Source organism: Mariniluteicoccus flavus, assembly GCF_054776655.1.
The window spans coordinates 1-26,628 of record NZ_BAAHBN010000020.1 but is presented as its reverse complement, the minus strand read 5'-3'; the positions used below and the strand labels follow the sequence as shown (position 1 = coordinate 26,628).

At 71.9% G+C, this 26,628-nt stretch carries 27 protein-coding genes and 1 rRNA gene; 27 read left to right on the top strand and 1 reads right to left on the bottom strand.

Features of this window, described 5'->3' with window-relative positions; translation table 11 throughout:
* The 18 genes from rrf to ACYVAG_RS17390 all read left to right on the top strand — a co-directional run.
* Positions 1-97: ribosomal RNA gene (gene rrf, locus ACYVAG_RS17475) — 5S ribosomal RNA — on the top strand; the annotation flags it as partial.
* Between the two features lie 306 nt (positions 98-403).
* The gene (locus ACYVAG_RS17470) at positions 404-994 is read left to right on the top strand and encodes a hypothetical protein (RefSeq protein ID WP_460771804.1); all 591 of its coding nucleotides are present in this window, start codon (positions 404-406) and stop codon (positions 992-994) included.
* A 110-nt stretch (positions 995-1,104) separates the two neighbouring features.
* Positions 1,105-1,857, top strand: a complete 753-nt coding sequence (locus ACYVAG_RS17465; RefSeq protein WP_460771802.1) for a hypothetical protein — start codon at positions 1,105-1,107, stop codon at positions 1,855-1,857.
* Positions 1,850-2,839 (top strand): HAD-IIA family hydrolase, encoded by a 990-nt coding sequence (locus ACYVAG_RS17460; RefSeq protein WP_460771800.1) that lies wholly within the window; start codon positions 1,850-1,852, stop codon positions 2,837-2,839. Before ACYVAG_RS17465 ends, ACYVAG_RS17460 begins: the two co-directional genes overlap by 8 nt.
* Positions 2,840-2,853: 14 nt before the next feature.
* Positions 2,854-3,030: a hypothetical protein gene (locus tag ACYVAG_RS17455; RefSeq protein ID WP_460771799.1), complete on the top strand. Its 177-nt coding sequence runs from the start codon at positions 2,854-2,856 to the stop codon at positions 3,028-3,030.
* The gene (locus ACYVAG_RS17450; protein ID WP_460771798.1) at positions 3,027-3,797 is read left to right on the top strand and encodes a TlyA family RNA methyltransferase; all 771 of its coding nucleotides are present in this window, start codon (positions 3,027-3,029) and stop codon (positions 3,795-3,797) included. The genes ACYVAG_RS17455 and ACYVAG_RS17450 overlap by 4 nt, the downstream gene beginning before the upstream one ends.
* Positions 3,772-4,731 carry an NAD kinase gene (locus tag ACYVAG_RS17445; RefSeq protein ID WP_460771796.1) on the top strand — a complete coding sequence of 320 codons (960 nt, stop codon included), beginning with the start codon at positions 3,772-3,774 and terminating at the stop codon, positions 4,729-4,731. Before ACYVAG_RS17450 ends, ACYVAG_RS17445 begins: the two co-directional genes overlap by 26 nt.
* Entirely contained in the window at positions 4,728-6,413 is a 1,686-nt protein-coding gene (gene recN / locus ACYVAG_RS17440) for a DNA repair protein RecN (RefSeq protein WP_460771795.1), read from the top strand. Before ACYVAG_RS17445 ends, recN begins: the two co-directional genes overlap by 4 nt.
* Positions 6,414-6,424: 11 nt before the next feature.
* Complete coding sequence (locus ACYVAG_RS17435) at positions 6,425-8,134, top strand: CTP synthase (RefSeq protein WP_460771793.1); 1,710 nt, start codon at positions 6,425-6,427, stop codon at positions 8,132-8,134.
* Complete coding sequence (locus ACYVAG_RS17430) at positions 8,134-8,817, top strand: NUDIX domain-containing protein (RefSeq protein WP_460771792.1); 684 nt, start codon at positions 8,134-8,136, stop codon at positions 8,815-8,817. The genes ACYVAG_RS17435 and ACYVAG_RS17430 overlap by 1 nt, the downstream gene beginning before the upstream one ends.
* Complete coding sequence (locus ACYVAG_RS17425; RefSeq protein WP_460771789.1) at positions 8,801-9,796, top strand: site-specific tyrosine recombinase XerD; 996 nt, start codon at positions 8,801-8,803, stop codon at positions 9,794-9,796. Before ACYVAG_RS17430 ends, ACYVAG_RS17425 begins: the two co-directional genes overlap by 17 nt.
* Positions 9,797-9,870: 74 nt before the next feature.
* Positions 9,871-10,869, top strand: coding sequence for a ParA family protein (locus ACYVAG_RS17420; protein ID WP_460771786.1), 999 nt, complete (start codon positions 9,871-9,873; stop codon positions 10,867-10,869).
* On the top strand, positions 10,854-11,204 hold the full coding sequence (locus ACYVAG_RS17415) for a hypothetical protein (protein ID WP_460771784.1): 351 nt from the start codon (positions 10,854-10,856) through the stop codon (positions 11,202-11,204). The genes ACYVAG_RS17420 and ACYVAG_RS17415 overlap by 16 nt, the downstream gene beginning before the upstream one ends.
* Positions 11,201-12,055 carry a segregation and condensation protein A gene (locus ACYVAG_RS17410; RefSeq protein ID WP_460771783.1) on the top strand — a complete coding sequence of 285 codons (855 nt, stop codon included), beginning with the start codon at positions 11,201-11,203 and terminating at the stop codon, positions 12,053-12,055. The genes ACYVAG_RS17415 and ACYVAG_RS17410 overlap by 4 nt, the downstream gene beginning before the upstream one ends.
* Entirely contained in the window at positions 12,039-12,797 is a 759-nt protein-coding gene (gene scpB / locus ACYVAG_RS17405; RefSeq protein WP_460771780.1) for an SMC-Scp complex subunit ScpB, read from the top strand. The genes ACYVAG_RS17410 and scpB overlap by 17 nt, the downstream gene beginning before the upstream one ends.
* Positions 12,790-13,533 carry a pseudouridine synthase gene (locus ACYVAG_RS17400; RefSeq protein WP_460771778.1) on the top strand — a complete coding sequence of 248 codons (744 nt, stop codon included), beginning with the start codon at positions 12,790-12,792 and terminating at the stop codon, positions 13,531-13,533. Before scpB ends, ACYVAG_RS17400 begins: the two co-directional genes overlap by 8 nt.
* Before the next feature lie 13 nt (positions 13,534-13,546).
* Positions 13,547-14,959, top strand: a complete 1,413-nt coding sequence (gene pafA / locus ACYVAG_RS17395; protein WP_460771776.1) for a Pup--protein ligase — start codon at positions 13,547-13,549, stop codon at positions 14,957-14,959.
* 81 nt (positions 14,960-15,040) lie between these two features.
* Complete coding sequence (locus tag ACYVAG_RS17390; RefSeq protein ID WP_460771775.1) at positions 15,041-16,063, top strand: FKBP-type peptidyl-prolyl cis-trans isomerase; 1,023 nt, start codon at positions 15,041-15,043, stop codon at positions 16,061-16,063.
* A 42-nt stretch (positions 16,064-16,105) separates the two neighbouring features.
* Here the strand turns inward: ACYVAG_RS17390 and gluQRS are convergent, their stop codons facing one another.
* Positions 16,106-17,020 (bottom strand): tRNA glutamyl-Q(34) synthetase GluQRS, encoded by a 915-nt coding sequence (gene gluQRS / locus ACYVAG_RS17385; protein WP_460771773.1) that lies wholly within the window; start codon positions 17,018-17,020, stop codon positions 16,106-16,108.
* Between the two features lie 93 nt (positions 17,021-17,113).
* Between gluQRS and ACYVAG_RS17380 the strand changes: the two genes are divergently transcribed.
* The 9 genes from ACYVAG_RS17380 to ACYVAG_RS17340 all read left to right on the top strand — a co-directional run bounded on the left by ACYVAG_RS17380 (position 17,114) and on the right by ACYVAG_RS17340 (position 26,303).
* A complete protein-coding gene (locus ACYVAG_RS17380) occupies positions 17,114-18,079 on the top strand; it encodes a helix-turn-helix transcriptional regulator (protein WP_460771771.1) in 966 nt (321 codons plus the stop codon).
* A complete protein-coding gene (locus tag ACYVAG_RS17375; protein ID WP_460771769.1) occupies positions 18,076-19,077 on the top strand; it encodes a helix-turn-helix transcriptional regulator in 1,002 nt (333 codons plus the stop codon). The genes ACYVAG_RS17380 and ACYVAG_RS17375 overlap by 4 nt, the downstream gene beginning before the upstream one ends.
* On the top strand, positions 19,074-19,352 hold the full coding sequence (locus ACYVAG_RS17370) for a hypothetical protein (RefSeq protein ID WP_460771768.1): 279 nt from the start codon (positions 19,074-19,076) through the stop codon (positions 19,350-19,352). The genes ACYVAG_RS17375 and ACYVAG_RS17370 overlap by 4 nt, the downstream gene beginning before the upstream one ends.
* A complete protein-coding gene (gene tatA / locus ACYVAG_RS17365) occupies positions 19,349-19,621 on the top strand; it encodes a twin-arginine translocase TatA/TatE family subunit (protein WP_460771766.1) in 273 nt (90 codons plus the stop codon). Before ACYVAG_RS17370 ends, tatA begins: the two co-directional genes overlap by 4 nt.
* A 78-nt stretch (positions 19,622-19,699) precedes the next feature.
* Complete coding sequence (gene tatC / locus ACYVAG_RS17360) at positions 19,700-20,467, top strand: twin-arginine translocase subunit TatC (protein WP_460771764.1); 768 nt, start codon at positions 19,700-19,702, stop codon at positions 20,465-20,467.
* The gene (locus ACYVAG_RS17355) at positions 20,464-21,435 is read left to right on the top strand and encodes a diacylglycerol/lipid kinase family protein (protein ID WP_460771763.1); all 972 of its coding nucleotides are present in this window, start codon (positions 20,464-20,466) and stop codon (positions 21,433-21,435) included. Before tatC ends, ACYVAG_RS17355 begins: the two co-directional genes overlap by 4 nt.
* Before the next feature lie 45 nt (positions 21,436-21,480).
* Entirely contained in the window at positions 21,481-22,683 is a 1,203-nt protein-coding gene (locus ACYVAG_RS17350; protein ID WP_460771761.1) for an MFS transporter, read from the top strand.
* 195 nt (positions 22,684-22,878) lie between these two features.
* Positions 22,879-23,334 carry a hypothetical protein gene (locus ACYVAG_RS17345; RefSeq protein ID WP_460771759.1) on the top strand — a complete coding sequence of 152 codons (456 nt, stop codon included), beginning with the start codon at positions 22,879-22,881 and terminating at the stop codon, positions 23,332-23,334.
* A gap of 107 nt (positions 23,335-23,441) precedes the next feature.
* Positions 23,442-26,303, top strand: a complete 2,862-nt coding sequence (locus ACYVAG_RS17340) for a DEAD/DEAH box helicase (RefSeq protein WP_460771758.1) — start codon at positions 23,442-23,444, stop codon at positions 26,301-26,303.
* The last annotated feature ends 325 nt before the right edge of the window (positions 26,304-26,628 follow it).

Below are 26,628 nucleotides of genomic sequence, written 5' to 3'. Positions count from 1 at the left end.
GGAAATACCCGGTCCCATTCCGAACCCGGAAGTCAAGCCTTACAGCGCCGATGGTACTGCACACGGGAGTGTGTGGGAGACTAGGACGTCGCCGGACAAACAACACACATCGTGAGGGCCGCACCCAACAGGGCGCGGCCCTCACGTGCAATTCCAGACGCTTTTGTGGCCCGCCCGACCGGTCGTGTGATGCCTCCGACCTCTATCAGCGAGCCTTGCAGGGACTGGTCGAGCGCTATCGGACTCGATCAGTCAGTCCTCGACTCGCCCATACGAGATTCCGCCCACGCACGGTCGGCCCGCACCTCGCGGTCCGCGGATCGCCCGGGTTCCAGCAGAGTTGGCGCTGACGGCGCCATCCGGCAAGATTGTCGGGTGAACGAGAATGATCGACCTGGCCCGGATGACCGAGACGACCGCGGACGCGCCCCCCGGGGTGGAGGCGACGGTCGACGCGGGGGATCTGGCCGCGACGGCGGTCCGCCGCGTGGCGCGGGCGGAGGGCGTCGTGACGACGGCCCCCGTGGGGGTGGCGGACGCTCGAATGACGGACGCAATCGCGGCGGCTCCGGGAGCGGAGATCGCCGGCGGGACGATCGCGCGACCGGAGGACAGGACCGTCGTCGCGACGATCGGGATGTGCGTGGTGCCAGCGGGTCGGGCCGAACGTATGGCGACCGGCCGCAGGGCGGCGGGGATCGCCGACGTGACGACCGCAGTGCCGGTGGCGAGAACCGGAACCGGGACGATCGGTCGACGCGCGGTGGCGACCGCGGCCGCGACGACCGGAGTTCGGCAGGGCCGCGAGGCGGCGGTCCGGCCGGCGGACGCGGGCGCGACTTCCAGGACCGATCGGGTCGTGACGATCGAGGACGCGGTGACCGTCCGAACCGCGGTGGACGACCTGACCGAGGTGGGCGGGACGACCGTGGAGGGCGAGGACCTCGCGATGATCGGGGTCGCGGGCCGCGCGAGGAGCGCGAACCCAAGCTGATCCCCCCGGGACTTGAGCCCCGCGACGACGAGCCCGAGCTGCCTCAGGGGCTGGACCTGCGCGAGCTGCCGCGCGGCGTACGCGCCGAGCTGCGCGGCCTGCCCGGAGATTTGGCCGACCAGGTCGGCCCCCATCTGATGATGGCCGGGCTGATCATCGACGAGGATCCCGAGCTGGCCTACCGCCACGCCCTCGTGGCCCGTCGCATGGCGTCGCGGCTTCCCGTCGTGCGTGCCGCTGCGGCGGAGGCGGCGTACGCGGCGGGGGAGTACGCGGCTGCGCTCAGCGAGTTCCGGGCCCTGCGCCGCATGACCGGTGACCCCGAGTTCCTGCCGGTGATGGCCGACTGCGAGCGCGCGCTCGGCCGGCCCGAGGAGGCCCTGGAGGTGGCCCGCGAGGCCGCGAAGCTCGAGCTCGACCCGGCGAGCGCCGTCGAGATGCGCATCGTCGAGGCCGGCGCGCGCGCCGACATGGGGCAGCGCAGCGAGGCCCTGCGCCTCCTGCGCCAGGAGATCCAGGCCACCAACAAGGGCCAGACCCCGCCGAGCGCGCGGGCACGCCTGAGGTACGCATACGCCGACCTCCTGCTGGCCGGTGGGGACGAGCGGGCTGCGAAGGAGTGGTTCGAGGCTGCCGCAAAGCTCGACACGGATCAGGAGACCGACGCGGTGGACCGCGTGGCCGCCCTGGACGGTTACGTCATCGAGTTCGACGACAGCGACGAGGAGGAGCCGGAGTCCACCGAGGAGCCTGGGTCCACCGAGGAGCCTGGGTCCACCGAGGAGCCCGGGTCCACCGACGAGCCCGGGTCCACCGACGAGCCCGGGTCCACCGACGAGCCCGAGGACGGCCCCCGTGGCTGAGCGCCTCGTCGACGCGTACGACGCCGCCCTGTTCGACCTCGACGGGGTCGTCTATCTCGGCCCCAGCCCGGTGGAGGGCGCCGCCGAGGGAATCGCGGAGCTGCGCGAGTCCGGCGTGCGGATCGGCTTCGTCACCAACAACGCCGCGCGTACGCCCCACCATGTCGCCGACCACCTGGTCGAGCTCGGTGTCGAGGCGACGGCCGACGACGTCGTGACGTCCTCGCAGGCCGGCGCGCGTCTGCTGCGCGACAAGGTCGACCAGGGTGCCGCCGTCCTGGTGGTCGGCACCGACGCGCTGAAGGCCGAGGTCGAAGCCGTCGGCCTGCGGGCCGTCGCTGCGGCGACCGACGCGCCGGCCGCGGTGATCCAGGGCTACCACCCCCAGCTCCCGTGGCCGCTGGTCGACGAGGCCGGCTTCGCGATCCAGGCCGGCGCGCTCTGGGTCGCGACCAACACCGACGCCACGCGGCCCACCGACCGCGGCCCCGTGGCGGGTGCCGGCGCCCAGATCGGCGCCCTGCGGAATGCGGTCGACGTCGACCCGGTGGTCGCCGGCAAGCCGTGCGCTCCTCTCATGGAAGAGTCCGTACGCCGGCTCGGCGCCAACCGCGCCATCTTCGTCGGCGACCGGCTCGACACCGACATCGACGGCGCGGCCGGCGTCGGCATGGACAGCCTGTTCGTCTTCACCGGGGCCCACGGCAAAGCCGATCTGCTGCGGGCCGAGAACCTGCCGACCCACCTCGGTCATGACCTGCGCGCGCTCCTGGCGCCGCCGCGTACGCCGGTGGTCGACGGCGGCACCGCCACCTGTGGCGAGGCCAGGGCGACCGCAGCTGACGGACGCATCGAGGTCTCCCTCGCGGAGACGGGCCGTGACGCCCAACTCGACGCCCTGCGGTGCGTGCTGGCCCTGCTGGCCGCCGACCGGGGGCTCGACGCCGACGATGCCGTGGCCCGACTGGACGAGATCTTGTGAGCGAGGACGGAGCCATGGACGACACCCCCAAGAACCCGCCCCCGACCACGGGGCACCCCGACGTCGATGCCGCCCTGGTGCGACTGTCCGACCTCGACCAGACGCCGCTCGGCGACCATCACGAGCGCCTCGCCGCGGCCCACGAGTCCCTCCACACCGTCCTCGACGAGGCGACCCGCCCCCAGCGATGAGGCTCGACCTCGCGCTGGTCGCGCGCGGCCTCGCGCGCTCCCGCTCCCATGCCCGCGCCCTCGTCGACCGGGGCCGCGTGACCGCCGACGGCTCGCCCGCGACCAAGGCCTCGTCGACGGTCGATGAGACGACCGACATCGTCGTCGACGACGACGGTTGGGTCTCGAGGGCCGCGTACAAGCTGCTGGGCGCGCTCGACGACACCGGCGTACGCGTTCCTCCGCGCTGCCTCGACGCTGGCGCGTCGACCGGAGGATTCACCCAGGTGTTGCTGGAGCGCGGCGCGCGCACGGTCTATGCCGTCGACGTCGGCACCGACCAGTTGTCAGCCAGCCTGCGCGACGACCCGCGCGTCGTCGTCCACGAGCACACGAACCTGCGCGACCTCACCCTCGGCCACTGCGGCGGCGAGCCGGTGGACCTCGTCGTCGCGGACGTGTCGTTCATCTCGTTGCGGCTCCTGCTCACGCCGATGCTGGCCGTCCTGGCCGACGACGGCGTGGCCCTGGTCATGGTGAAGCCCCAGTTCGAGGTGGGCCGCGAGCGCCTCGGGAGCGGGGGAGTGGTCCGGGACGCCGCCGAGCGCGCCCGCGCCGTTGACGCCGTCGTGGCCGACGCCCAGTCCCTGGGATGGTCGTGCGCCTCCCGCCACGAGAGCAGGCTGCCCGGTCCGGCGGGGAACATCGAGACGTTCGTCGAGCTGCGACGCGACCCGTCGGGACGTGTCGGTGACGCTGACTATGCTTCCGAGGGTGACGACAGCTGACCGCGAGGCCGACCGCCCCGAACCCCGCCGGTGTGTCGCCGTCCTGACCCACGTCCACCGGCCCGAGGCCGTCTCGGCCGCGCGGCGGTTCGTCGACTCACTGGCCGACCAACCCATCGTCGTCTCGATGCCCCAGCACGACATCGACCTGGTCGGTCCGTTCCCGGGCGCCGTCGCCCTTGACCTGACCGACGAGGCCCCCGCAGTGGAGGTCGCCGTCGTCTTCGGGGGCGACGGCACGATCCTGCGCGGGGCCGAGTGGGCTCTCGAGCGCCAGATCCCCCTGTTGGGGGTCAACCTCGGCCACGTGGGCTTCCTGGCCGAGGCCGAGTCCCACGAGATCGACCAGGTCGTCGACCAGGTCATCGCCCGCAGCTGGACCGTCGAGGAGCGCCTCACCGCGCGCGTCCGCGTCCGCGACGGCGCCGCGGGCCATCCGGTCCTGTGGGAGTCGTTCGCCGTCAACGAGGTCTCCATCGAGAAGGCCGCCCGCGAACGCATGCTCGAGGTGGTGGTCGCGATCGACGACCGGCCGTTGTCGCGCTGGGGTTGCGACGGCGTTCTCGTCGCCACGCCGACCGGCTCGACGGCCTACGCGTTCTCCGCCGGCGGTCCGGTCATCTGGCCCGGCGTCGAGGCGCTGCTCGTCGTCCCCATCAGCGCCCACGCCCTCTTCGCGCGCCCCATGGTCTTGGGCCCCCGCTCGTCGGTGAGGGTCGGGCTGATCCAATCGCTGGACGCGCAGGGCGTCGTCTGGTGCGACGGCCGACGCTCGTTCGAGCTCGCTGCCGGCATGGAGGTCGAGGTCGTCGCCAATCCCGTCCCGTTGCGTCTGGCACGCCTGTCGCCCGCGCCGTTCACCGACCGCCTCGTGCGGAAGTTCGGCCTGCGGGTCGAGGGCTGGCGGGGCGCCGCCGAGCAGGCGGCGCGGTGATCACGGAACTCCGCATCGCCAATCTCGGCGTCATCGACGAGGCCACCCTCGAGCCCGCCCCCGGACTCACCGCCCTGACGGGCGAGACCGGCGCCGGCAAGACCATGGTCGTGACCAGCTTGGGGCTGCTTCTGGGCGCCCGCGCCGACACCGGCGTCGTGCGCCGCGGCGCCGATCGCGCGCGCGTCGAGGGCAGCTTCGCCGCCGTGCCCGCCCACGTCCTCGACCGCGTCCGCGAGGCCGGGGGAGAGGCCGACGACGAGCTCATCGTCACGCGCGTGGTCGGCGGCGGACGGTCGCGTTCCATCGTGGGCGGGGCCGGGGTTCCGGTGACGCTCGCGGGCGAGGTCGCCGAGCGCCTGATCACCATCCACGGCCAGTCCGAGCAGGTACGCCTGGCCCAGCCCGAGCGCCAGCGCGCGATCCTCGACCGCTACGCGGGGGCTCCGCTCGCGAAGTTCATGGGTCCCTACGCGGCGGCGTACGCCGAGCGCCTCGCCGTGCGGGCGGAACTGGCCGACCTGCGTTCCCACGCGCGCGAGCGGGCCCGCGAGGCCGACGTGCTGCGCTTCGGGCTCGAGGAGATCGAGAAGGTCGACCTCAGACCGGGTGAGGACGCCGAGCTGGCCGCCGAGGCCGACCGCCTCCAGGCCGTCGACGACCTCCGCCTCGCCGCCCACCGGGCCTCGGGCGCGCTGTCGGGCGACGAGGCCGACCTCGACGCGCCCTCGGCCCTGGCGCTGGCGTCGGAGGCCGCCAAGGCGCTGCGCCAGGCGGCCGACACCGACCCGACCGCCCGGCCCCTGGCCGACCGCGCCCGCGAGGTCGGCGTGCTGGCCTCCGAACTCGCCGCAGACGTGGCCGGTTATCTCGCCGACCTCGAGGCCGACCCGGCGCGCCTGGAGTGGATCGCCGGGCGGCGGTCGGCGCTGCAGGGGTTGACCCGCAAATACGGCGAGGACGCCGACGCCGTCCTCGCGTGGGCGGCCGACGCCGCGGGCCGACTGGGTGGGCTCACCGGCGACGACGATCGCATCGCCCAGCTCGAGGGCCGCACCGCCGAGCTCGACGCGACCATCGCCGAGCTCGCCGCCCAGATCCACGACGCCCGCGCCAGGGCCGCCAAGCGACTCGCCAAGGCGGTCCGCACGGAGCTCGCCGCCCTCGCGATGCCACACGCGCGCCTCGAGTTCGCCCTCGAGCCACTTCCGGAACCCGGCCCGACGGGCGCCGACCAGGTCGTCCTCCAGTTCACCGCGAACCCCGGCTCCGACCCACGGCCCCTGGCCCGCGTGGCCTCGGGCGGCGAGCTGTCCCGCATCCGGCTGGCCCTGGAGGTCGTCCTCGCCGACGACGACCCGGCCCAGACTCTGGTGTTCGACGAGGTCGATGCCGGCGTCGGCGGAGCCGTGGCCGTCGAGATCGGCCGGCGACTCGCCCGACTCGCGCGCTCCACCCAGGTGATCGTCGTCACCCACCTCGCCCAGGTGGCGGCGTTCGCCGACACCCACCTCGTGGTCCAGAAGTCCTCCGACGGACAGGTGACCACGTCAGGCGTACGCGCCCTCGCCCCCGAGGAACGCGAACGCGAGCTGGCCCGCATGATGGCCGGCATCGAAGCATCCGAGTCCGCCATCGCCCACGCCCGCGAGCTGCTGGCCGAGGCGCACGATTCACGATAGGTTGGAATCCCGTGGGAAACGCCAGTGTGACCAAACATGTGTTCGTGACCGGAGGCGTCGCCTCCTCGCTCGGCAAGGGGCTCACTGCCTCCAGCCTCGGCAGCCTTCTGATCGCTCGCGGACTGCGCGTCACGATGCAGAAACTCGACCCCTATCTGAACGTCGACCCGGGGACGATGAACCCGTTCCAGCACGGTGAGGTGTTCGTCACCGAGGACGGGGCCGAGACCGACCTCGACATCGGCCACTACGAGCGCTTCCTCGACGTGAACCTCACGGGCGACGCGAACGTGACGACCGGCAAGGTGTATTCCAACGTCATCGCGAAGGAACGGCGCGGCGAGTTCCTCGGTGACACAGTGCAGGTGATCCCGCACATCACGAACGAGATCAAGGACGAGATGCTCGCCATGGGCGGGCCCGGCATCGACGTGGTGATCCACGAGATCGGCGGCACCGTCGGCGACATCGAGTCGCTGCCGTTCCTCGAGGCCGCTCGCCAGGCGCGCCGCGACGTCGGCCGCGAGAACGTCTTCTTCCTCCACGTGTCGTTGGTGCCCTACATCGGCCCCTCGAAGGAGCTGAAGACCAAGCCGACCCAACACTCGGTGGCCCAGCTCCGCCAGGTCGGCCTCCAGCCGGACGCGATCGTCTGCCGCGCCGACCGCCACCTGCCCGACTCCGTCAAGCGCAAGATCGCGCTGATGTGCGACGTCGAGGAGGAGGCCGTCGTCACGGCCTTCGACGCACCGTCGATCTACGACATCCCCAAGGTCATCCACGCCGAAGGCCTGGACGCCTACGTCGTGCGCAAGCTCGACCTGCCGTTCCGCGACGTCGACTGGACGCGCTGGAACGACCTCCTCGACCGGGTCCACAAGCCCACCGACGAGGTGACCATCGCGCTGGTCGGCAAATACATCGACCTGCCCGACGCCTACCTCTCGGTCGTGGAGGCGTTGCGGGCCGGCGGCTTCCACCACCGCGCGAAGGTCGACATCCGCTGGGTCGAGTCCGACGAGTGCCAGACACCCGAGGGCGCCCAGCGCCAGCTCGGCGACGTCGACGGCGTATGCGTCCCCGGGGGCTTCGGCATCCGCGGCGTCGAGGGCAAGCTCGGCGCCATCCGCTATGCCCGCGAGAACCGCATCCCCACGCTCGGCCTCTGCCTGGGTCTCCAGTGCATGGTCATGGAGGTCGCCCGCAACCTGGGCGGTCTCGAGGGCGCCGCGTCCACCGAGTTCGAGCCCGACACGGAGTTTCCCGTCATCGCGACGATGGCCGAACAGCAACACATCGTCGCCGGCGAGGGCGACATGGGCGGCACGATGCGGCTCGGGTCCTACGAGGCCGACCTCGTACGCGGATCCGTCGTGGCCGGCCTCTATGGCGTCCACCGCGTGACCGAGCGCCACCGCCACCGCTATGAGGTGAACAACGCCTACCGCAAGCAGCTCGAGGAGGCCGGGCTGGTGATCTCCGGCACGAGCCCCGACAGCACGCTCGTGGAGTTCGTCGAACTGCCCGCGAAGGTCCATCCGTTCTTCGTCGCGACCCAGGCCCATCCCGAGCTCAAGTCGCGCCCGACCAAGCCCCATCCGCTGTTCTCGGGGCTGGTCAAGGCGTCGCTGCGCAACAAGGCCACCAGCCCGTTGCCGACCGACGAGACCTCGGACGAGGCCTCGGTGTCGTCCGACGACCAGACCCCCGCGGAGGCCTGATGACCCACCTGCCGGTCCTGGCCGCCGCCGACGTGGTCGACGTCGCCGACTCGTGGGAGGTCGCCCACCGCGACAGCCCCGAGGGTGGGCGCGTGATCACGTTCCACCGCGACGCCGTGGTCTCCCCGTCGGGTGAACAGATGACCCGCGAGTGGATCGGCCACCCCGGTGCGGTCGGCGTGATCGCTCTCGACGACGAGGGCTGCGTGGTCGTCGTGCGCCAATACCGCCATCCGGTCGGCATGGTCATGGTCGAGCCGCCCGCTGGCCTCCTCGACGCCGAGGGGGAGGCGTACGCCGACGCCGCCGCCCGCGAACTCGCCGAGGAGGCGCGCCTCGCGGCCGACCACTGGCGCGTGCTCGTCGACCTCGTCACCTCGCCCGGCTCGTCGGAGGAGTCGACCCGCATCTTCCTGGCCACGGGGCTGCGCGAGGCGCCCCGCCCCGACGGGTTCGTGCTCGAGGGCGAGGAGGCCCACATGGACGTCCAGCGCGTCCCCGTCGACGACCTCGTCGACGCCATCCTCGCGGGCCGGGTGCAGAACCCGCTGCTGGTGTCCGGGGTGCTCGCGCTGCGCGCGGCCGGAGACCGGCTCGACACGCTGCGTCCCGCCGACGCGCCCTGGCCGGTCCGCACCGTGCGGGCCGAGCGCCCCGCCCCCGCGGATGCCAGGGGTGCCTGACGAGCCGGGCGCACCGGACCCGGCGGGGGAGCGGGGGCCCACCCCGCTCGACCGCTTCGTGCGCGGCTTCCTCGACCACCTGACGGTCGAGCGCGGCGTCTCGCCCCACACGGCGGCCGCGTACCGTCGCGACCTCGCCCGCTACACCGTCTTCCTCGCCGCGCGCGGCATCACTGAACCGGGGGCGGTCACGACCCCCGACATCACCGCGTACGCCGCCCACCTGTCCACCGGCGCCGGCGAGCGCGCCGCGCTCGCGCCGGCGAGCGTCGCCCGCAACGTCGTGGCCGTACGCAGCCTCCACCGCTTCGGTGTCGAGGAGGGGACGACGGCCGACGACCCCGCCGCCACCGTGGCGCCCCCACAACCGGGCAAGCGTCTGCCGAAGGCGCTGGCCCTCGGCCAGGTGCAGGCCCTGCTGGATGCCCCCGACACCACGACCCCGCTCGGACTGCGCGACGCGGCCCTGCTGGAGCTGCTGTACGGCACCGGGGCCCGCATCTCCGAGGTCTGCTCCCTGGACGTCGACGACGTGGCGCGCCTGATCGAGCCCGATGTCGACGACACCCCCGGCCTGCGGCTCGTCGGCAAGGGTGACAAGGAACGCGTCGTCCCCCTGGGCAGCTTCGCCCGCGAGGCGTTGCGCGCCTGGCTCGTGCGCGGTCGGCCCGCCCTGGCCGAGCGGGCCCGGCGGGCGACACCCGCCCTGCTCCTCAACGCGCGTGGCGGTCGACTGAGCCGCCAGAGCGCGTGGGCCGTGCTCCGCGACCAGGCCGAGCGCAGTCACCTCGGGGTCGAGGTGTCGCCCCACACGCTGCGCCACTCGTTCGCCACCCACCTCCTCGACGGAGGCGCGGACGTGCGCGTCGTCCAGGAACTGCTGGGCCACGCCTCGGTGACCACCACCCAGATCTACACCCTGGTGACCGTGGACCACCTCCGCGAGACCTACCTGACGTCACACCCCCGGGCGTACTAGTCTCGGACGAGCACATGACCCAGTCTCGGACCGGGCCGGAGACCCGGCCGCCAGGTCCACAGGAAGGAAACTCGGTGACGGACGAGCACACCGGTGCGTACGCCCCCCGACCCGGCGCCCCCGGGCACAGCAACGGCGGCGACGAGCCGCTGTTCGAGGTGCCCCCTCCGCCGGCGGTGGATGCGATCGACTCCGGGGAGGCGTCGCGCGAGGAGGCCGAGCCGACCGTCGCCCTGGGCCCGACGGGACGTCCGCTGTTGGATCTGCCCGAGCCCACCCCGCCGCCCCCGGGTCCCAAGCACGCGCGCATCATCGCGATGTGCAACCAGAAGGGTGGTGTCGGCAAGACCACGACCACCATCAACCTCGGCGCGGCCCTGACCGAGACCGGCCGCAAGGTCCTCCTCGTCGACTTCGACCCCCAGGGCTCGCTGTCGGTCGGTCTGGGCGTCAACCCCCACACGCTGGACCAGTCGATCTACAACGTCCTGCTCGACCGCGACGTCGACATCCACGACGTCATCGACTCCACGACGGTCGAGGGGCTCGACATCCTGCCGTCGAACATCGACCTCTCGGCCGCCGAGATCCAGCTGGTCTCCGAGGTCGCGCGCGAGCAGATCCTGGCGCGGGCGCTCGACAAGGTGCGGTCAGACTACGACGTCATCCTGATCGACTGCGCGCCCAGCCTCGGTCTGCTGACCATCAACGCGCTGACCGCGTCCGACGGCGTCATCATGCCGCTGGAGTGCGAGTTCTTCGCCTTGCGCGGAATTGCACTGTTGACGGATACAATAAGCAAGGTCCAAGAGAGGCTGAATCCCCGACTGGAGATCATCGGCATCCTCGGAACGATGTATGACGCACGCACCCTCCATAGCCGGGAGGTGCTCGACCGCGTGGTGCAGGCGTTCGGGGAGACGGTGTTCCACACGGTCATCCGCCGGACCGTCAAGTTTCCGGAGACGACCGTCGCCGGGGAGCCGATCACCACATACGCTTCGTCCTCGCCAGGGGCGGAGGCTTACCGTTCACTGGCCCGTGAGGTGTTGAACCGATGCCGCGCAAGCTGAGCATTCCCGGAACGTCCGACCTGTTGCAGTCGGGGGTGACCGCCGACCATGTCATGGCCGATCCCGAGCCGACGGCCGATCGCGTGACCCCTCAGCCGTCCCCGGGCGCCGCCCGACGATCCTCCGGCCGGGTGCGCCACGACGAGAAGATCACCGTCTATGTGTCGCGCGACGAGCTCGTGCGACTGGAGCAGGCCCGCCTGACCCTGCGCGCCGAGCACGGCGTGGCCGTCGATCGCGGCCGCATCGTCCGCGAGGCCGTTGCCGCGTACCTCGACGACCTGCAGGAGAACGGCGAGGACAGCGAGCTCCTGCGCCGCCTGCAGGGCTCGTGACGGCGAGCGAGATCGTCACTCCCGGCGAGCCGACGCCGGGTTTCACCCTCCACCTCGACAACTTCGAGGGTCCGTTCGACCTGCTGCTGCAGTTGATCGCGAAGCACAAGCTCGACATCACCGAGGTCGCCCTGTCGCGCGTCACCGACGAGTTCATCGCCCACATCAGGGCCGCCGGTGAGGTGTGGGACCTCGAGCAGACCAGCCAGTTCGTCCTCGTCGCCGCGACCCTGCTCGACCTCAAGGCCGCCCGGTTGATCCCGAGCGGCGAGGTCGAGGACCCCGAGGACCTCGCCCTGCTGGAGGCGCGCGACCTGCTGTTCGCCCGGTTGCTCCAGTACCGCGCGTTCAAGGAGGTCTCGGCGTGGCTCGCCCAGGTGCTGGTCGCCGAGGAGAACCGGTTCGCGCGCCCGGGCGGCCTGGAGCCCCACTTCGCGCGCCTGCTGCCGGAGGTCACCATCCACGTCACGTGGGACCGCTTCGCCCAGATCGCCGCCCGCGCGATGGCCCCGAAGCAGGCCGCGGAGGTGTCACTCACCCACCTCCACGCGCCCCGGGTGTCGGTGCGGGAACAGGCCCACGTGGTCGTCGACCGACTGCGCCGCTCGGGAACCCTCACCTTCCGCGCCCTCACGGGTGACTCGCCCGATCGCGTCACCACGGTGTGCCGCTTCCTGGCCCTGCTGGAACTGTTCCGCGAGCGGGCCGTCGCGTTCGAGCAGCTCACCCCGCTGGGCGAGCTGACGGTCCGCTGGACCGGTGACTCCGCGGGCGAGCTCGACATCTCCGACGAGTTCGACGAGCCCCAGACCGACCCCGACCAGGAGGGCAGCGATGAGCCAGCCGAGTGACCCGATCGCCACGCAGGACACCGGTGCGGAGGCCCCGCTGGCCGGTGAGGGGGCATCGCTCGACGACGCCACGCTCGACGGCGCACTCGAGGCCCTGCTCCTGATGGCCGAGGAGCCGATGTCCGCGGCCACCCTGGCCGAGGCCACGCGTACGCCGGTCGGCCGCGTGACCGACGCACTCGCCCGTCTGGTCGCCTTCTACGACGAGCACCACCGCGGGTTCGAGCTGCGCCACCTGGGCGGCGGATGGCGCTACTACATGCGCATCGAGCACGGCGACCTCATCGCCCGCTGGGTCCTCGAGGGCCAGCAGGCGCGCCTGTCGCAGGCGGCGCTCGAGACGCTGTCGGTGATCGCCTACCTCCAGCCCATCTCGCGCACGCGGGTCTCCGCCGTCCGCGGCGTCAACGTCGACGGGGTGGTGCGTACGCTCATCGCCCGTGGCCTCATCGAGGAGGCGGGCCACGACGAGGAGTCGGGTGCGGCGGTGTTCCGCACGACGGACCACTTCCTCGAGCGCATGGGCATGGCCTCGCTCGGCCAGCTCCCGCCGCTGGCACCCCACCTGCCGGACGCCATGGACCTCGAGGCCGAGCTGGGCCAGCTGGTGACGCAGGATTCCACGGCCCCCGAGGCACCGACGCCCGATTCGCCGTCGGGCGGGGCGACGGGGGACAATGAGGGTTCCGAACCCGGCGCCGACAGCCCGGACCACCCCGACGAGAAGGCCGACGATGAGTGACGAGACCGAGGGCGTACGCCTCCAGAAGGTGCTGGCGCAGGCCGGCGTGGCGTCCCGACGGGCCGCCGAGATCCTCATCGAGGAGGGCCGCGTCGAGGTCAACGGCCGTCCGGTCACCGAGCAGGGCCTGCGGGTGAACCCCGAGACCGACCACATCCGTGTCGACGGCTCCCGCATCCCCCCGCCCCGCCGCCACGTCTATCTCGTGCTCAACAAGCCGCGCGGCGTCATCTCGACCATGGACGACCCCGAGGGTCGCCCGACGCTGGCCGAGTTCCTGCCGCGCAACGTGCCCCGGGTCTTCCACGTCGGCCGCCTCGACGGCGACACCACGGGCCTGCTGATCCTGACCAACGACGGGGACATGGCCCAGCGGTTGAGCCACCCGTCCTACGAGGTCACCAAGACCTACCTGGCCGAGGTCGAGGGCCTGATGGACAACCACGCCCTCAAGCGCCTCGAGAAGGGCGTCACCCTGGAGGACGGGCCGGTGAGGGCCGACAAGGTCAAGCTCGTCAGCCGCAACCCCGGCTCGAACCTCACGCTGGTGCAGGTGACGCTCCACTCGGGCGCCAACCGGATCGTGCGCCGCATGATGGACTCGGTCGGCCACCCCGTGAACAAGCTGTCCCGCATCGGCTTCGGCCCGGTGCGGCTCGGCTCGCTGCCGGTGGGGGAGACCCGCGAGCTGACGCGCGAGGAGATCGGCTCGCTCCTCGACTCGGCGAAGCTCTGACCGGCCCGCGCTGATGGCCCACCTGCCCCGCCGCGTCTACGGCATCGAGACCGAGCTCGGTGTCGCCTGCACGGCGCGGGGGGCCCGGCGGCTCACCGCCGACGAGGTCGCGCGCCAGTTGTTCCGCAGCGTGGTCGCGTGGGGCAAGTCGTCGAACGTCTTCCTGCGCAACGGCTCGCGGGTCTATCTGGACGTCGGCTCCCATCCCGAGTACGCGACCGCCGAGTGCGACGACCTGCTCGACCTGGTCGCCCACGACCGCGCCGGCGAGGCGACCGTGAACGAGCTGGCCGACGACGCCCAGCAGCGCCTGGACGCCGACGGGGTGGACGGCGAGATCTTCCTGTTCAAGAACAACACCGACAGCCACGGCAACTCCTATGGCTGCCACGAGAACTACCTCATCGGGCGTGGTGGAGACTTCGGTGACGTGGCCTCGCCCCTGCTGCCGTTCCTCGTGTCGCGCCAGTTGATCTGCGGCGCCGGAAAGCTGCTCCCAGACGGCACGTGGCTGGTGAGCCAGCGTGCCGACCACATGTGGGACGGCGTCTCTTCGGCGACGACCCGCAGCCGGCCCATGATCAACACCCGCGACGAGCCCCACGCCGACCCTGCCCGCTGGCGGCGGCTCCACGTCATCGTCGGCGACTCGAACATGTGCGAGACCTCGACGCTGGTGAAGGTCGGGACCACCGAGCTGGTGCTGAGACTCATCGAGAACCGCGTGGCCATGCGTGACCTCACCCTCGAGAACCCCGCCAAAGCCATCCGCGACCTGAGCCGGGACGCGTACGGCCGCGCGACCGTGCCGCTCGCGAACGGGCGCACGATCAGCGGCCTCGACCTCCAGCGCGCCCACCTCGACGCGGTGCGCGGCATGGTCGACCGCGACGGCCCGCCCGGCCCCGTGCTCGCGCGGGTGCTGGAGCGGTGGGAGACCTACCTCGTCGCCCTCGAGTCCCGCGACCTCGGGCCCATGGCCCGCGAGGTCGACTGGGTGATCAAGCGCCGCCTGATGGAGCGGTACGCCGACCGCCACGGCCTTGCGTGGGACAGCCCGCGCCTGGCCCAGTTGGACCTCGCGTACCACGACCTCAAGCCCGGCCGGGGCCTCTTCCGGCTCCTCGAGGCCCGCGGGGCGGTGGCCCGCGAGGTCGACGACGCCCGCGTACGCACGGCCACGGTCGAACCGCCGCAGACGACGCGGGCCCGCCTCCGCGGAGCGTTCGTGGCGGCCGCCCAGGACGCCGGGGTCGACTACACCGTCGACTGGGTCACGATGAAGGTGAACGAGCACGCCCCACGGCCGTGGGAGGACGCCCTGCCGATCAGGCCGGGCCTGCACACCCCGGTCTCGTGTCGCGACCCGCTGTCCGCCACCGATGAGCGCGTCGAGCGCCTGCTGGAGGCTCTCCGCAGCCGATGATGCGGAGCGTTCGGAGGACTGTGTGGCTTTCCCACACTGGTAGCGTGACCCTGACTTTTTCCGACCAGAAAGCCTGACACCGTGAATCGACGTCTGCTCGCCGCCAGTCTCTGCGCGGCCGCGCTCGTGCTGCCCGCCTGCTCGAAGGACAAGCCCGCCGAACCGGCCACCGCGTCGCCGTCGGCGGCGGCCTCGGCGGCGCCGAGTGCGAGTGCGAGTGCGACGCCGACGCCGACCCCCACGCCGACGCCGAAGGCGAGCGTCGCGCCGTCGACCAACCTCGACGCGATCAAGGTCGAGGGCGAGCGACTCAAGGAGCCGAAGGTCGAGTTCCCCGCGCCGTGGGCGATCGACGAGACGAAGACCAAGGTGATCCAGCCGGGCGACGGCCCGACCGTGCAGGAGAACGGCACCGTCGAGGTGCACTACTACGGCGTGAACGGGCGCACCGGCAAGAAGTTCGACGACTCGTTCAGCCGGGGCCAGGCCATTGCCTTCCCGCTCGACCAGGTCGTGCCGGGGTTCAAGAAGGGCCTGGCCAACCAGAAGGTCGGCAGCCGCGTCGTGGTCGCCATGCCGGGTAAGGACGGCTATGACCCGTCCGGCGGCTCGCCGCAGGCCGGCATCGAGGTCGGCGACTCGCTGGTCTTCGTCGTCGACATCGTCTCCACGACGATGGACAAGCCGGAGGGCGATGTCGTGCCGCCGAAGGAGGGCCAGCCCAGCGTCACGGCCGACCCGCAGGGAAATCCCGTGGTCAAGATCGCGGGCGACAGGCCGAGCCAACTCGTCGTCCAGCCGGTCATCGCGGGCAGGGGCAAGAAGGTCCAGGCCCAGGACACGGTGACGGTGCGCTACATGACCGTCGGCTGGGACGGCCGGGTCATCGAGTCGACCTACGGCAAGGCGCCCGAGCAGGGTCCGCTCCCGCGTCTTGTCCCCGCCTGGGCCGAGGGCCTGGTCAACCAGCCCGTGGGCTCGCGCGTCATGATCGTCTCGCCGCCCGACAAGGCCTATCCGCAGGGCAACGAGAACCCGAAGATCCAGCCGGGCGAGACCCTCGTCTTCGTCGTGGACATCCTGTTCAGCCAGGCCGCCCAGTGATCCACTGAGCCCAGCGACCCCACGCCGGGCCCGACTGACCCATCACTCGACCGCCGTCCACCTCCAGGGGCGGCGGTCGATCCGTTCGGGGGCGAAGCGTTCCAGCAGCGTCGTGAGCGACGGCCGCTCACCCGGCTCGGCGAGCCCCAGCGAGGCGGCGAGCCGCGCCCGCACGTCGAGCGCCGTCATCCCGTCCTCGGCGAGGTCGGCCAGCGTGATGGCGCCGTTCCGTTTCGCCAGCCGCTCCCCGGTGGCGTCCAGCACCAGGGGGACGTGCGCGTACGCCGGGGGTTCGCCGCCCAGTTCGCGCGCCAGCCACGCCTGGCGCGGCGCCGACGAGAGCAGGTCGTCGCCGCGAACGACCTGGTCGACACCCATCGCGAGGTCGTCGACGACGACCACGAAGTTGTAGGCCCACGCGCCGTCGTTGCGCCGGATCACGAAGTCGTCGACGCGCTCGGTGTGGGGGCCGTGCACGAGGTCGTCGACCGTCAGGTCCACATCGGCCGACCGGACGCGCCACGCCGCCGGGCGCTCGGCCCGGCGCCGCGCCCGCTCGGCCGCGGACAGGTCGCGGCACGTCCCCGGATAGGGCGCGTGGGTGTGGTGGGGCGCCTGCGTCGCCTCCCGGATCTCCCGGCGGGTGCAGAAGCACTCATAGATGCGGTCGCCGAGCCGCTCCGCCTCGGCCGCGTACAGGTCGAGCCGCTCCGACTGCCACACGACCGGTCCGTCGTGGTCGAGTTCCATGGAGGCCAGCGCCTCGAGCTGGCGCCGGGCCGTGCCGGGGGCGGAGGCGACGCGCACCTGGTCGAGGTCTTCGACCCGCATCAGGAACCGTCGGTCGGTCGAGCGGGCGAACAGCCACGCCACCAACGCGGTGCGCAGGTTGCCCACGTGGAGGTCTGACGTCGGGCTCGGTGCATAGCGGCCGGCGCCCGGCTCCCGGATCGTCACTGCGGTCCTCCTCAGGGTCGACAGACCCCAGATCGTACGCCGCGCCCTGTCGCTGCCGCGTCCCTTGCGCCCCCTGCTGCCAGACTGTGCCCCATGGCCGCCCACAAGTCCGAACGGGTCCTCAACCTGACGATCTGCCTGTTGGCGACCTCGCGTTATCTCACCCGCGAGCAGATCCGCGGCATGGTCGAGGGTTACGGCGGCTCGAGCCAGGAGAACTTCGAGCGCATGTTCGAGCGCGACAAGGACGAGCTCCGCAACCTCGGGGTGCCGATCGAGACCGGCCCGATCGGCGCCGAGGACGAGACCGGATATCGCATCCGGCGCACCGACTTCGAGCTCCCGCCCGTCGAGTTCACGTCCGACGAGGCCGCCGTGATGGCCGTCGCCGGTCGCGTGTGGCAGGAGGCCCGCCTCGCCGGCTCGACCGCGAGCGCCATGGGGAAACTGCGCGCCGCGGGACTCGAACCCGACGCCGACCGCCTGCGTACGCTGACCCCGGTCGTCGCCGCACGCGAGGCCGCGTTCGAGCCGCTGTGGCAGGCCGTGGTGACGCGTACTCCCGTGGGGTTCGGCTATCGCACACAGCGGCGAAGCCTCGAGCCGTGGGGCATCACCTCCCATCGAGGGGCGTGGTACGTCATCGGCCACGACCGCGACCGCGACGCCCCGCGCATGTTCAAGCTCGCGCGCATCACCGACATGCCGGAGCCGATCGGCGAGCCGGGCGCGTACGCGGTGCCCGCCGACCTCGACATCCGCGACCTCGCGCGGAGCCTCGACCCGGCCGAGCCGAGCCGCGAGGCCGTCGTCGCCGTCCGCGGCCACAAGGCGCCCGACCTGCGGCGCCGCGGGGTCGCGGTGGAGCCGCCGGTGGCGCTGCCGACCGGTTTCACGACCTGGCGCGTCGCCTACGCCGACCGCGAGGACATCGTGGCCGAGATCGCGGCCAGCGGCTCCGATGTGATCGTCTGCGACCCGCCCGAACTGCGCACCGCGGTCCGTCGCCACCTGCGGGCCGTCGTCGGCCGCTCCGGCGTCCCGGGGAGCGCCGCATGAGCGCCGGGACCGCACAGATTGCCCGGCTCCTGGCCCTGACGCCCTACCTCCAGCGCCATCAGGGCATCTCCGTGGCGAAGGCGGCCGCCGACTTCGGCATCACGCCCGCCCAGCTGCGCAAGGACCTCGGGGTCGCCTATTTCGTGGGGTTGCCCGGCCTCATGCCCGGTGACCTGGTCGAGATCGACATGGAGCTCGTCGACGACGAGGGCGTCATCTTCCTCACCAATGCCGAGTTCCTGGCCCGTCCGATGCGCTTCACCCCCGACGAGGTGCTCGCGCTGGTCGTGGCCCTCCGGTCGCTGCGGGCCATCGCACCCCCCGCGTCGGTTCCCGCGATCGACTCGGCGCTGGCCAAACTGGAGACGGCCGCGGGGGAGTCGGCCGAGGCGGCCGCCCGCGTCGACGTGCGCGTACGCGGGGCCGATGACACCATCCGCGACGCGATCGCGCGGGCCGAGCGCGACGGCGTACGCCTGAGCCTGACCTATGACTCCGCCAGCCGGGGCGAGACCACCGAGCGCCTGGTCGACCCGCGCGGCATCACCGTGCGCGACGGGTACGCCTATCTCGAGGCGTGGAGCGACGCGGTGGATCCCGGCGCCGAGGGCGGCTGGCGCAGCTTCCGGCTCGATCGGGTCGTCGCCGCCGAACCGACCACGGAGCGGGCCGGGGAGCACGGCGACCCGCCGCCGCCCGAACAGGGCTGGCTCGACCGCGTCCCGGATGCCGAGACCGTCATGCTGCGGCTGGCGCAACCGGCGTCGTGGGTCGCCGAGTACTACCCCGTGGAGTCGGTGACGCGCCGCCGCCGCGGGCTCGAGGTCAGCCTCAAGGTGGCCGATCCGGGCTTTCTGACCGGCCTGCTGCTGCGGCTTGGTGACGCAGCACGAGTCATCGAGCCGGCCGACGCCGCCCGCGGGGCGGGGGAGGCCGCTGCCGACGCCCTGGCGCAGTACGCCGCCCTCTTCGGCGACGACGAGGTCAGCCCCACGTGAACTGGATCCTGCTGTTCGGAGGCATCGCCCTGGTCACGGTGGTGGGTGCGGTGGCGTACGCGGTGTGGCTGTGGCGGCGCGCGAAGGCGCTGATGACGGAGGTGGCGCGGCTGGCCGAGCGCGTGGAGGAACTGGCCGCCCTGGCCGAGCAGGTCCGCCTGCCCGACGCGCCCGCGACGCCGGGCGGGGCGGATGATTGGACCCAGCCCGGCCGCGGACTAGGATTGCCGAGCGGGTCGTCGACGACCCCACCCCGACGAAAGAGGACGACATGACCCCGCTGATTCTTGGCCTCGGTGTTCCCGAGCTGCTCATCATCCTGGCCGTCGTGCTGCTGCTGTTCGGCGGCACGCGCCTGGCCGGCATCGGCAAGAGCAGCGGCCGGGCCATCCGCGAGTTCAAGGAGGAGACGAAGGGACTGTCCGCCGAGGAGGCCAAGAAGGCCCCCGGTGCCACCGGTGGCTCCACCGCCGCCGGCTCGACCGAGGCGGGCGCCGAGCCCCGCGTCACCGAGGCCGAGCGCAGGCCCGACGACCTCCGCTGACCTGTGGCCGTCCGCGTCGCGGGGCGCAGCCTCAGCCTGGCCTGGCTGAAGCCCCCACCCGTCCCACCGGACGGCAACATGTCCCTGTTCGAACACCTCAGGGAGCTGCGGTATCGCCTGGTCATGGCCGCGGTGTTCATCGTCATCGGCATGATCGTGTGCGCGTTCTTCTACGGTGACCTGTTCCGCGTGCTGCTGCACCCCGTCGACCTGGCCATCGCCGACCTCAGGCAGACACGACCCGACCAGCAGATCAATGTCGTCACGACCGGCGTCTCAGCGCCCGTCACCCTGTCGCTGAAGATCGTCGGCATCGCCGCCCTGATCCTCACCTCGCCCTTCTGGCTGTGGCAGGTCTGGTCGTTCATCGCGCCGGGCCTGCTCGCCCGGGAGAAGAAGTGGGCGTACATCTTCATCGGCTCGGCCGTCCCGCTGTTCCTCTCCGGCGTCGCGGTCGGCTATCTCGTGATGCCGAAGGGCATCTCGGTGATGTTGAGCTTCACGCCGCAGGACCAGAACATCAACAACCTGCTCGACCTGCCCTATTTCCTCAACTTCCTCATCCGGCTGATGCTGGTGTTCGGGGCGGCCTTCCTGCTGCCCGTCGTCCTGGTCGTGCTGAACATGGCGGGCGTCCTCACCGGTGAGCAGCTCGGCAAGGCCCGCACCTACGCGATCTTCGGCACGTTCGTGTTCGGCGCCGTGGCGACACCCTCGACCGACCCGTTCTCGATGCTGGCGCTCGCCCTGCCGATGACAGTGCTCTACATCGTCGCCGAGATCATCTGCCGACTCCGTGACAAGGCCAAGCGCAGGCGCTCCAGTGAGCTGGAGGTCGTGTCGTGACCCTCGGCCGCTACGACGGGCCGACCATCCACCTCGTGGCCAACCCCAGGGCCGGGCGGGGCCGCGCCGCCAAGCTGCTGCCGCAGGTGTGCCGGGAGCTGCTGCAGGGCATCCCCGACGCCAACCTGCGGGTCCACCAGACCACCGACTACGCCGAGGCGCGGCTGCGGACGATCGCGGCGGTGGAGTCCGCCCGTCCGGCCCACGGGGTGCCCGGGGAGCCCGGCGTACGCGCGGACGCGCTCCTGGTGATGGGCGGCGACGGCATGATGACGCTCGGCGTCAACGCGTGCGCCGAGACCGACGTCCCACTCGGGCTGATCCCGGCCGGCACCGGCAACGACATGTGCCGCGGCCTCGGCATCAAGGTGTTCAACCCGGTCGACGCGGCCCGCCGGGTGATCGACGGCCACACCATGCGCATCGACTCGCTGCGGGTCGAGGGCGCGCTGGTCGGGGGCGCCGAGGTGCGCCACGTGGGCACCGTGGTGGCCACGGGCTACGACTCGCGCGTGAACCGCCGCGCGAACCGCATGCGGCTGCCGATCGGCCCCCTGCGGTACGCCGCCTCCGCCCTCGCCGAGCTGGCCGTCTTCGAGCCGGTCAACTATCGCCTCGTCATCGACGGCCGGCGCCGCGATCAGCCGGCCATGTTCATCGCGGTCGGCAATGCGGCCTATTTCGGGGGTGGCATGCAGATCTGCCCGACCGCCGACATCACCGACGGCGAACTGGACGTCACCGTCATCCACCCCGTCAGCCGCGCCACGTTGCTGCGGCTGCTGCCGTCGATGTTCAACGGCTCCTTCGTGCGTGACCCGGCCGTCGAGCGGTTCCGCGCCCGCACGGTGGTGATCGACGGCGACGACCTGTACGGCATGGGCGACGGCGAGGAGCTCGGTCCGGTGCCGCTCGAGGTCGGCGTGGCCCCGCGCTCGCTCACGGTGTTCGGCCGCCCCGTCGCCTAGCGGGACGGCGCACGCGACACCGGCCCGCCCGGCTAGGGTGACCCGGTGCCCCGCCCCTCGTCGTCCGCGGCCGGCCTGCGATGGCTCGTCCTGGCCGGCATGCTGGCGATCACCCTCCAGCTGCGGGCGCCGATCACGAGTGTCCCGCCCGCACTCGACCGCATCAGCGCGACGCTCCACCTGACCCCGACGGTCGCCGGCCTGGTCACCTCGCTGCCCCTGGTCTGCTTCGGGGTGTTCGCGTTCGTCACCCCGGTGCTCGCCGCGCGCGTCGGTCTGGAGCCGACGCTGTGGGCGTCGGCGGTCCTGATGATGCTCGGCATGGCCGTGCGGCACGACGCGCACGCCCTCACCTTCTTCGCGGGCACCCTCGTGCTCGGCATGGGCATCGCCCTGGGCAACGTGATCCTCCCCGCGCTGGCGCGGAGCTGGTTCCCCGACCGGCTGCCGCTCGTCATGGGCGTCTACACGGTCGTGATCCAGGTCAGCGGTGCCGCGGGCCCGTTCCTCGCGGCCCCGCTGCTGGCCCGGGGCTGGGCCTGGCCGACGACCATCTCGGTCTGGGTGTGGCCCGGGCTGGTCGCGCTGGTCGGGTGGACCCTCATCAGCGTCCGCGTCGCCCGCTCCCGTCGCGGGGAGCCCCACCACGGCGCGCCGCCGGCCGGCCTGCTGGCCGTCGCCCGGAGGCCGCGCAGTTGGGCGATCACGTTCGTCATGGGCACCCAGTCCCTGCTGTTCTTCGCGCTGCTGACCTGGCTGCCGGTCCAGTTGCGCGGCCACGGGCTCGACGAGGCCACGCTCGGAGTCGTGCTCGGGGTCTACAGCATCCTCGGACTGCCGGGCTCGTTCTGGGCAGCCGACCTCGGGCGGGGCACGGGGGCCCCTGGACGCCTCGCGGTGCTGACGACCGCGTACGTGGTGGGTTTCGCGCTGCTCCCCACCACACTCGTGGGCTGTCTTGTCGGGGTGCTGATCTGCGGAGTGTGCCAGGGGCTGTGGCTCGTCGTGGCCCTCACCTTCATCGCCGACCAGGCCGAGCCCGGGGACGTGCCCGCAGTGTCGGCACTGGCCCAGGGGGCGGGCTACCTGTGGTCGTCACTCGGACCCGTCGCGGTCGGGGCGGCGTACGCGGCCACCGGAACGCTGGTGGCGGGGGAGGCGCTGCTCGGCGTGCTCGCGGCCCTGCTGGGCCTGGCCGCGGTCGCCCTGGCCCGCCGCGGCGTACGCGGGTCCGCAGCGGCAAGGTGAGCGATCCTTGACTTTCATCAGGCGGAGGTCTCTACTGGAGGGACCCACGGGCGGATTCGCCGGTGGGTCCCCAGCGAACTCGCGGTAGTGGCCCCCGGGGCCCCGCGCCAGGAGCGGTCTCGCCGCCTCCTCCTTTCATTCTTCGTGTTTCCGCATCATGGTGCCTCGTCGGCGCCAGCCCCAGGAGGGCTTGTCATGCGCACTGCCTATCGTTCGCTCGCCTACGTCATCTGCGCGCTCGTCGCCGTCCAGGCCGCGATGCACGCGTGGTCCTCGGCCGGGCTCATCAAGTTCCTGGGCGGGGGCGGGACGCTGGACATGGGCGCCGCGGCTCCACCCCCGGTCCCGGAGTTCGCCGGCGTCATCGCCCACGCCATGATCGGGACGTATGTGATCCCGCTCGTCGCGGTGGCCCTGGTGGTCGTCGCGTTCCTGGCGCGGGCCTCGGGAGCGGTCCGCGGCGCCATCATGGTCCTCGTCCTGGTCGTGGTGCAGGTGCTCCTCGGCTTCCTCGGCCACACGCTCACCGTCCTCGCGCTGCTCCACGGGCTGAACGCGCTCGCGCTGTTCAGCGTCGCCTTCGTCGCGGCGCGAGCCATGGCGTACGCACCGGAGACGGTGCCGACCCACGCCGCGCCCGCGCTGGTGTGAGGCGGTGAACCGCGATGCCGGGGGTCGCATCGGGGGATCCCCGGCATCGTCGGTGACGGCCGGGCTGAGCCGCTGACGCGTGCCCACCCGGTAGCGTGGACGGCATCATGACCGATCCCGATAACGAGCTCAGCCCGGCCGAGCGCATGGCCCGGTTCCGGCAGTTGAGCAAGAGCCCGATGCTCCAGGAGTTCTCGGCCGTCTATGGCTTCGAGTTCGACGACTTCCAGCGCCGCGCCTGCGAGGTGATCGAGGCGGGCTCCGGCGTACTGGTGGCCGCGCCCACCGGCGCCGGCAAGACCATCGCGGGCGAGTTCGCGGTGTTCATGGCCGTGCAGACCGGCCAGAAGGCGTTCTACACCACGCCGATCAAGGCGCTGTCGAACCAGAAATACAACGACCTCGTGCGCCGCTACGGCGCCGACTCCGTGGGCCTGCTGACCGGTGACTCGTCGATCAACTCCGAGGCGCCGATCGTCGTGATGACGACCGAGGTCCTGCGCAACATGATCTATGCGAACTCGCCCACGCTGACCGGGCTCGGCTATGTGGTCATGGACGAGGTGCACTACCTCGCCGACCGGTTCCGCGGCGCGGTGTGGGAAGAGGTGATCATCGGGCTGGCCGAGTCGGTGCAGCTCGTGGCCCTATCGGCGACGGTGTCCAACGCCGAGGAGTTCGGCGACTGGCTGCGCGAGGTGCGCGGCGAGGTCGAGATCGTGGTGTCGGAGCGTCGGCCCGTGCCGCTGTACCAGCACGTGCTCGTCGGCCGGAAGATCCACGACCTGTTCGAGGACGTGGCGCCGACGGCCATCACCGGCGAGCAGTCGGGGGCGGCCGTCGCCGCGCGACACGACGTGAACCCTGTGCTGGTGAGGATCGCGAAGGACGAGTCCCGCACGGTGCGCGACGACGCGCGCCGGCCGCGGGGACGCAGCGGGCGCGGGAAGAAGGCCCACGGGCAGGGGTCCGGGTCCTACGGAGGCGCTGCCGCGCGCGTGCAGCAGGAGCGGTCGCGCCACCGCCCGCCGTCGCGCGCGGAGATGGTCGAGACGCTCAGCCGCGCGAACCTGCTGCCGGCCATCGTGTTCATCTTCTCCCGTGTGGGTTGCGACGCGGCGGTGAAGCAGGTGATCGGGGGCGGCGTACGCCTGACCGACCACAGCGAACGCGCGGAGATCCTGACGATCGCCGAGAGGCATGTCGAGGGGCTGTCGCCGGCCGACCTGGAGGCGCTCGACTACGACGGGTTCCTCGACGCGCTGGTGCGCGGCGTCGCCGCCCACCACGCCGGCATGCTCCCCGCGTTCAAGGAATGCGTGGAGGAGTGCTTCGTCAAGAACCTGATCAAGGTGGTCTTCGCGACCGAGACGCTCGCGCTCGGCATCAACATGCCGGCCCGCTCGGTCGTGCTGGAGAAGCTGGTCAAGTTCAACGGCGAGGCGCACGTCGACATCACCCCGGGCGAATACACCCAGCTGACCGGACGCGCGGGGCGTCGCGGCATCGACGTGGAGGGTCACGCCGTCGTGCTCTGGCAGCCCGGGCTCGACCCGCGGGCCGTTGCCGGGTTGGCGTCCAAGCGCACCTATCCGCTGAAGTCGTCGTTCTCGCCGACCTACAACATGGCGGTGAACCTGGTGTCCGCGGTCGGTCGCGAGCGTGCGCGAACCCTGCTGGAGCAGAGCTTCGCGCAATACCAGTCCGACCGCTCTGTCGTCGGCCTCGCCCGCGGCATGCAGCGCAACGAGGACCAGATCGACTCCTATCTGGCGAAGGCCGTGTGTGACCGCGGCGATTTCCCTGCGTACGCACGGATCCGCGAGGACATCTCCCGGCTCGAGGCCGAGGCCGCCCGCAGTCGCCGGACCGACCGGCGCGCCGAGGCGTTCCAATCCCTGCTGGAGCTTGAACCGGGCGACATCATCCACGTGCCGAGCGGCAAGCTCCAGGGCTGGGCCGTCGTGCTCGACCCCGGCGTGCGCGGTCATCGTGACGAGCCCCACCCGCTGGTGATGAGCGAGGACCGCACCACCAAACGCCTGACCCTGAACGATTTCCCGACGCCCGCCCAACCGGTGGGCCGCATGAGGATCCCCAAGAAGTTCAACGTCAAGGAGCCGCACTCGCGGCGGTCGATGTTCGCCGCGTTCCAGTCGAAGCTGCGTGAGGTCGACCGGTCGCCCGAGCGCTGGCGTCCGGGGGCCATGGACGAGGAGATCGCGGCACAGGTGGCCGAGCTGCGCGCCGAGCTGCAGTCCCACCCGTGCCACGCCTGTCCCGACCGCGAGGACCACGCGCGCTGGGCCGAGAAGGCCCTGCGCCTCGAGCGGGAGAACGCGCAGACCCAGTCCAGGATGGATCGCCGCACCAACACCATCGCCACCCAGTTCGACCGCATCTGCAACGTGCTCCAGTCGTTGCACTACCTCGACGGCGATCCGTTGCGGGTGACGACCGACGGGCAGATGCTGGCCCGCATCTACAACGAGCTCGACCTCGTCGCGGCCGAGTCGGTGCGCCGCGGCGTGTTCGACGGCCTGTCGGCGCCCCAGCTGGCGGCCGTGCTGTCGACGCTGGTGTTCGAGTCGCGGCGGGTCGACCCGAGGGCCAGGCCGCCGCGCATGCCGGACGCGGAGACCGATTCCCGCATGACCGCGCTGCGGCAGGTGCACCGCGAGATCGCCTTGCTGGAAAGGGACTTCCGGCTCGAGCGCGGGCCCGACCTCGAGATCGGGTTCGCGGAGTCGGCGTACGCGTGGGCGGCGGGCCGTCCTCTGGCGGAGGTGCTGGGCGCCTCGGGGCTGACGGCGGGCGACTTCGTGCGCTGGGTGCGCCAGGTGATCGACTTCACCGACCAGATCGGGGATGCGGCGGGCCCGGGTGACCTGCGCCGGACGTGCCGGGAGGCGACGCATGGGATGCGGCGGGGCGTGGTGGCGTTCGTGGCGGACACGACGGGGGAGTAGGTGTTTGGGCGCGCGGGCGTGGCGAGGGCCGGGCTCCGCGAGCTTCGGCTTGCGGCTGGGACGCCGAGCCGTGAGTTCTTTGGCCCCGCCTGTTGGCGGCGTCTTTACGCCGCTTCGCCGAACTCCCGGTCACCCGGCCCACGCCCCGCTGCGCTCAGGGTCCTCCCCAGCGGGTCGAGGTGGGTGGGTGGTCAAAGGGGCTCATCCGAATCGAGGGTGGGTCGCGGGGGTGGCGCGTCGGTCTCGGGGTAGGCGTCGAGGTCTTCACATGATGGGAGTTCTCACGCTCCCCATCTGGAAGACCTCGACATGGCCGACGCTACCT

Coding starts and splice junctions, on each gene's coding strand:
- tatC (WP_460771764.1), top strand. CDS start 19,700: ATGTCCCTGTTCGAACACCTCAGGGAGCTGCGGTATCGCCTGGTCATG.
- tatA (WP_460771766.1), top strand. CDS start 19,349: ATGACCCCGCTGATTCTTGGCCTCGGTGTTCCCGAGCTGCTCATCATC.
- ACYVAG_RS17380 (WP_460771771.1), top strand. CDS start 17,114: ATGGCCGCCCACAAGTCCGAACGGGTCCTCAACCTGACGATCTGCCTG.
- ACYVAG_RS17425 (WP_460771789.1), top strand. CDS start 8,801: ATGCCAGGGGTGCCTGACGAGCCGGGCGCACCGGACCCGGCGGGGGAG.
- ACYVAG_RS17415 (WP_460771784.1), top strand. CDS start 10,854: ATGCCGCGCAAGCTGAGCATTCCCGGAACGTCCGACCTGTTGCAGTCG.
- ACYVAG_RS17375 (WP_460771769.1), top strand. CDS start 18,076: ATGAGCGCCGGGACCGCACAGATTGCCCGGCTCCTGGCCCTGACGCCC.
- pafA (WP_460771776.1), top strand. CDS start 13,547: ATGGCCCACCTGCCCCGCCGCGTCTACGGCATCGAGACCGAGCTCGGT.
- ACYVAG_RS17470 (WP_460771804.1), top strand. CDS start 404: ATGACCGAGACGACCGCGGACGCGCCCCCCGGGGTGGAGGCGACGGTC.
- ACYVAG_RS17455 (WP_460771799.1), top strand. CDS start 2,854: ATGGACGACACCCCCAAGAACCCGCCCCCGACCACGGGGCACCCCGAC.
- ACYVAG_RS17345 (WP_460771759.1), top strand. CDS start 22,879: ATGCGCACTGCCTATCGTTCGCTCGCCTACGTCATCTGCGCGCTCGTC.
- ACYVAG_RS17430 (WP_460771792.1), top strand. CDS start 8,134: ATGACCCACCTGCCGGTCCTGGCCGCCGCCGACGTGGTCGACGTCGCC.
- ACYVAG_RS17340 (WP_460771758.1), top strand. CDS start 23,442: ATGACCGATCCCGATAACGAGCTCAGCCCGGCCGAGCGCATGGCCCGG.
- ACYVAG_RS17400 (WP_460771778.1), top strand. CDS start 12,790: ATGAGTGACGAGACCGAGGGCGTACGCCTCCAGAAGGTGCTGGCGCAG.
- ACYVAG_RS17445 (WP_460771796.1), top strand. CDS start 3,772: ATGCTTCCGAGGGTGACGACAGCTGACCGCGAGGCCGACCGCCCCGAA.
- scpB (WP_460771780.1), top strand. CDS start 12,039: ATGAGCCAGCCGAGTGACCCGATCGCCACGCAGGACACCGGTGCGGAG.
- ACYVAG_RS17450 (WP_460771798.1), top strand. CDS start 3,027: ATGAGGCTCGACCTCGCGCTGGTCGCGCGCGGCCTCGCGCGCTCCCGC.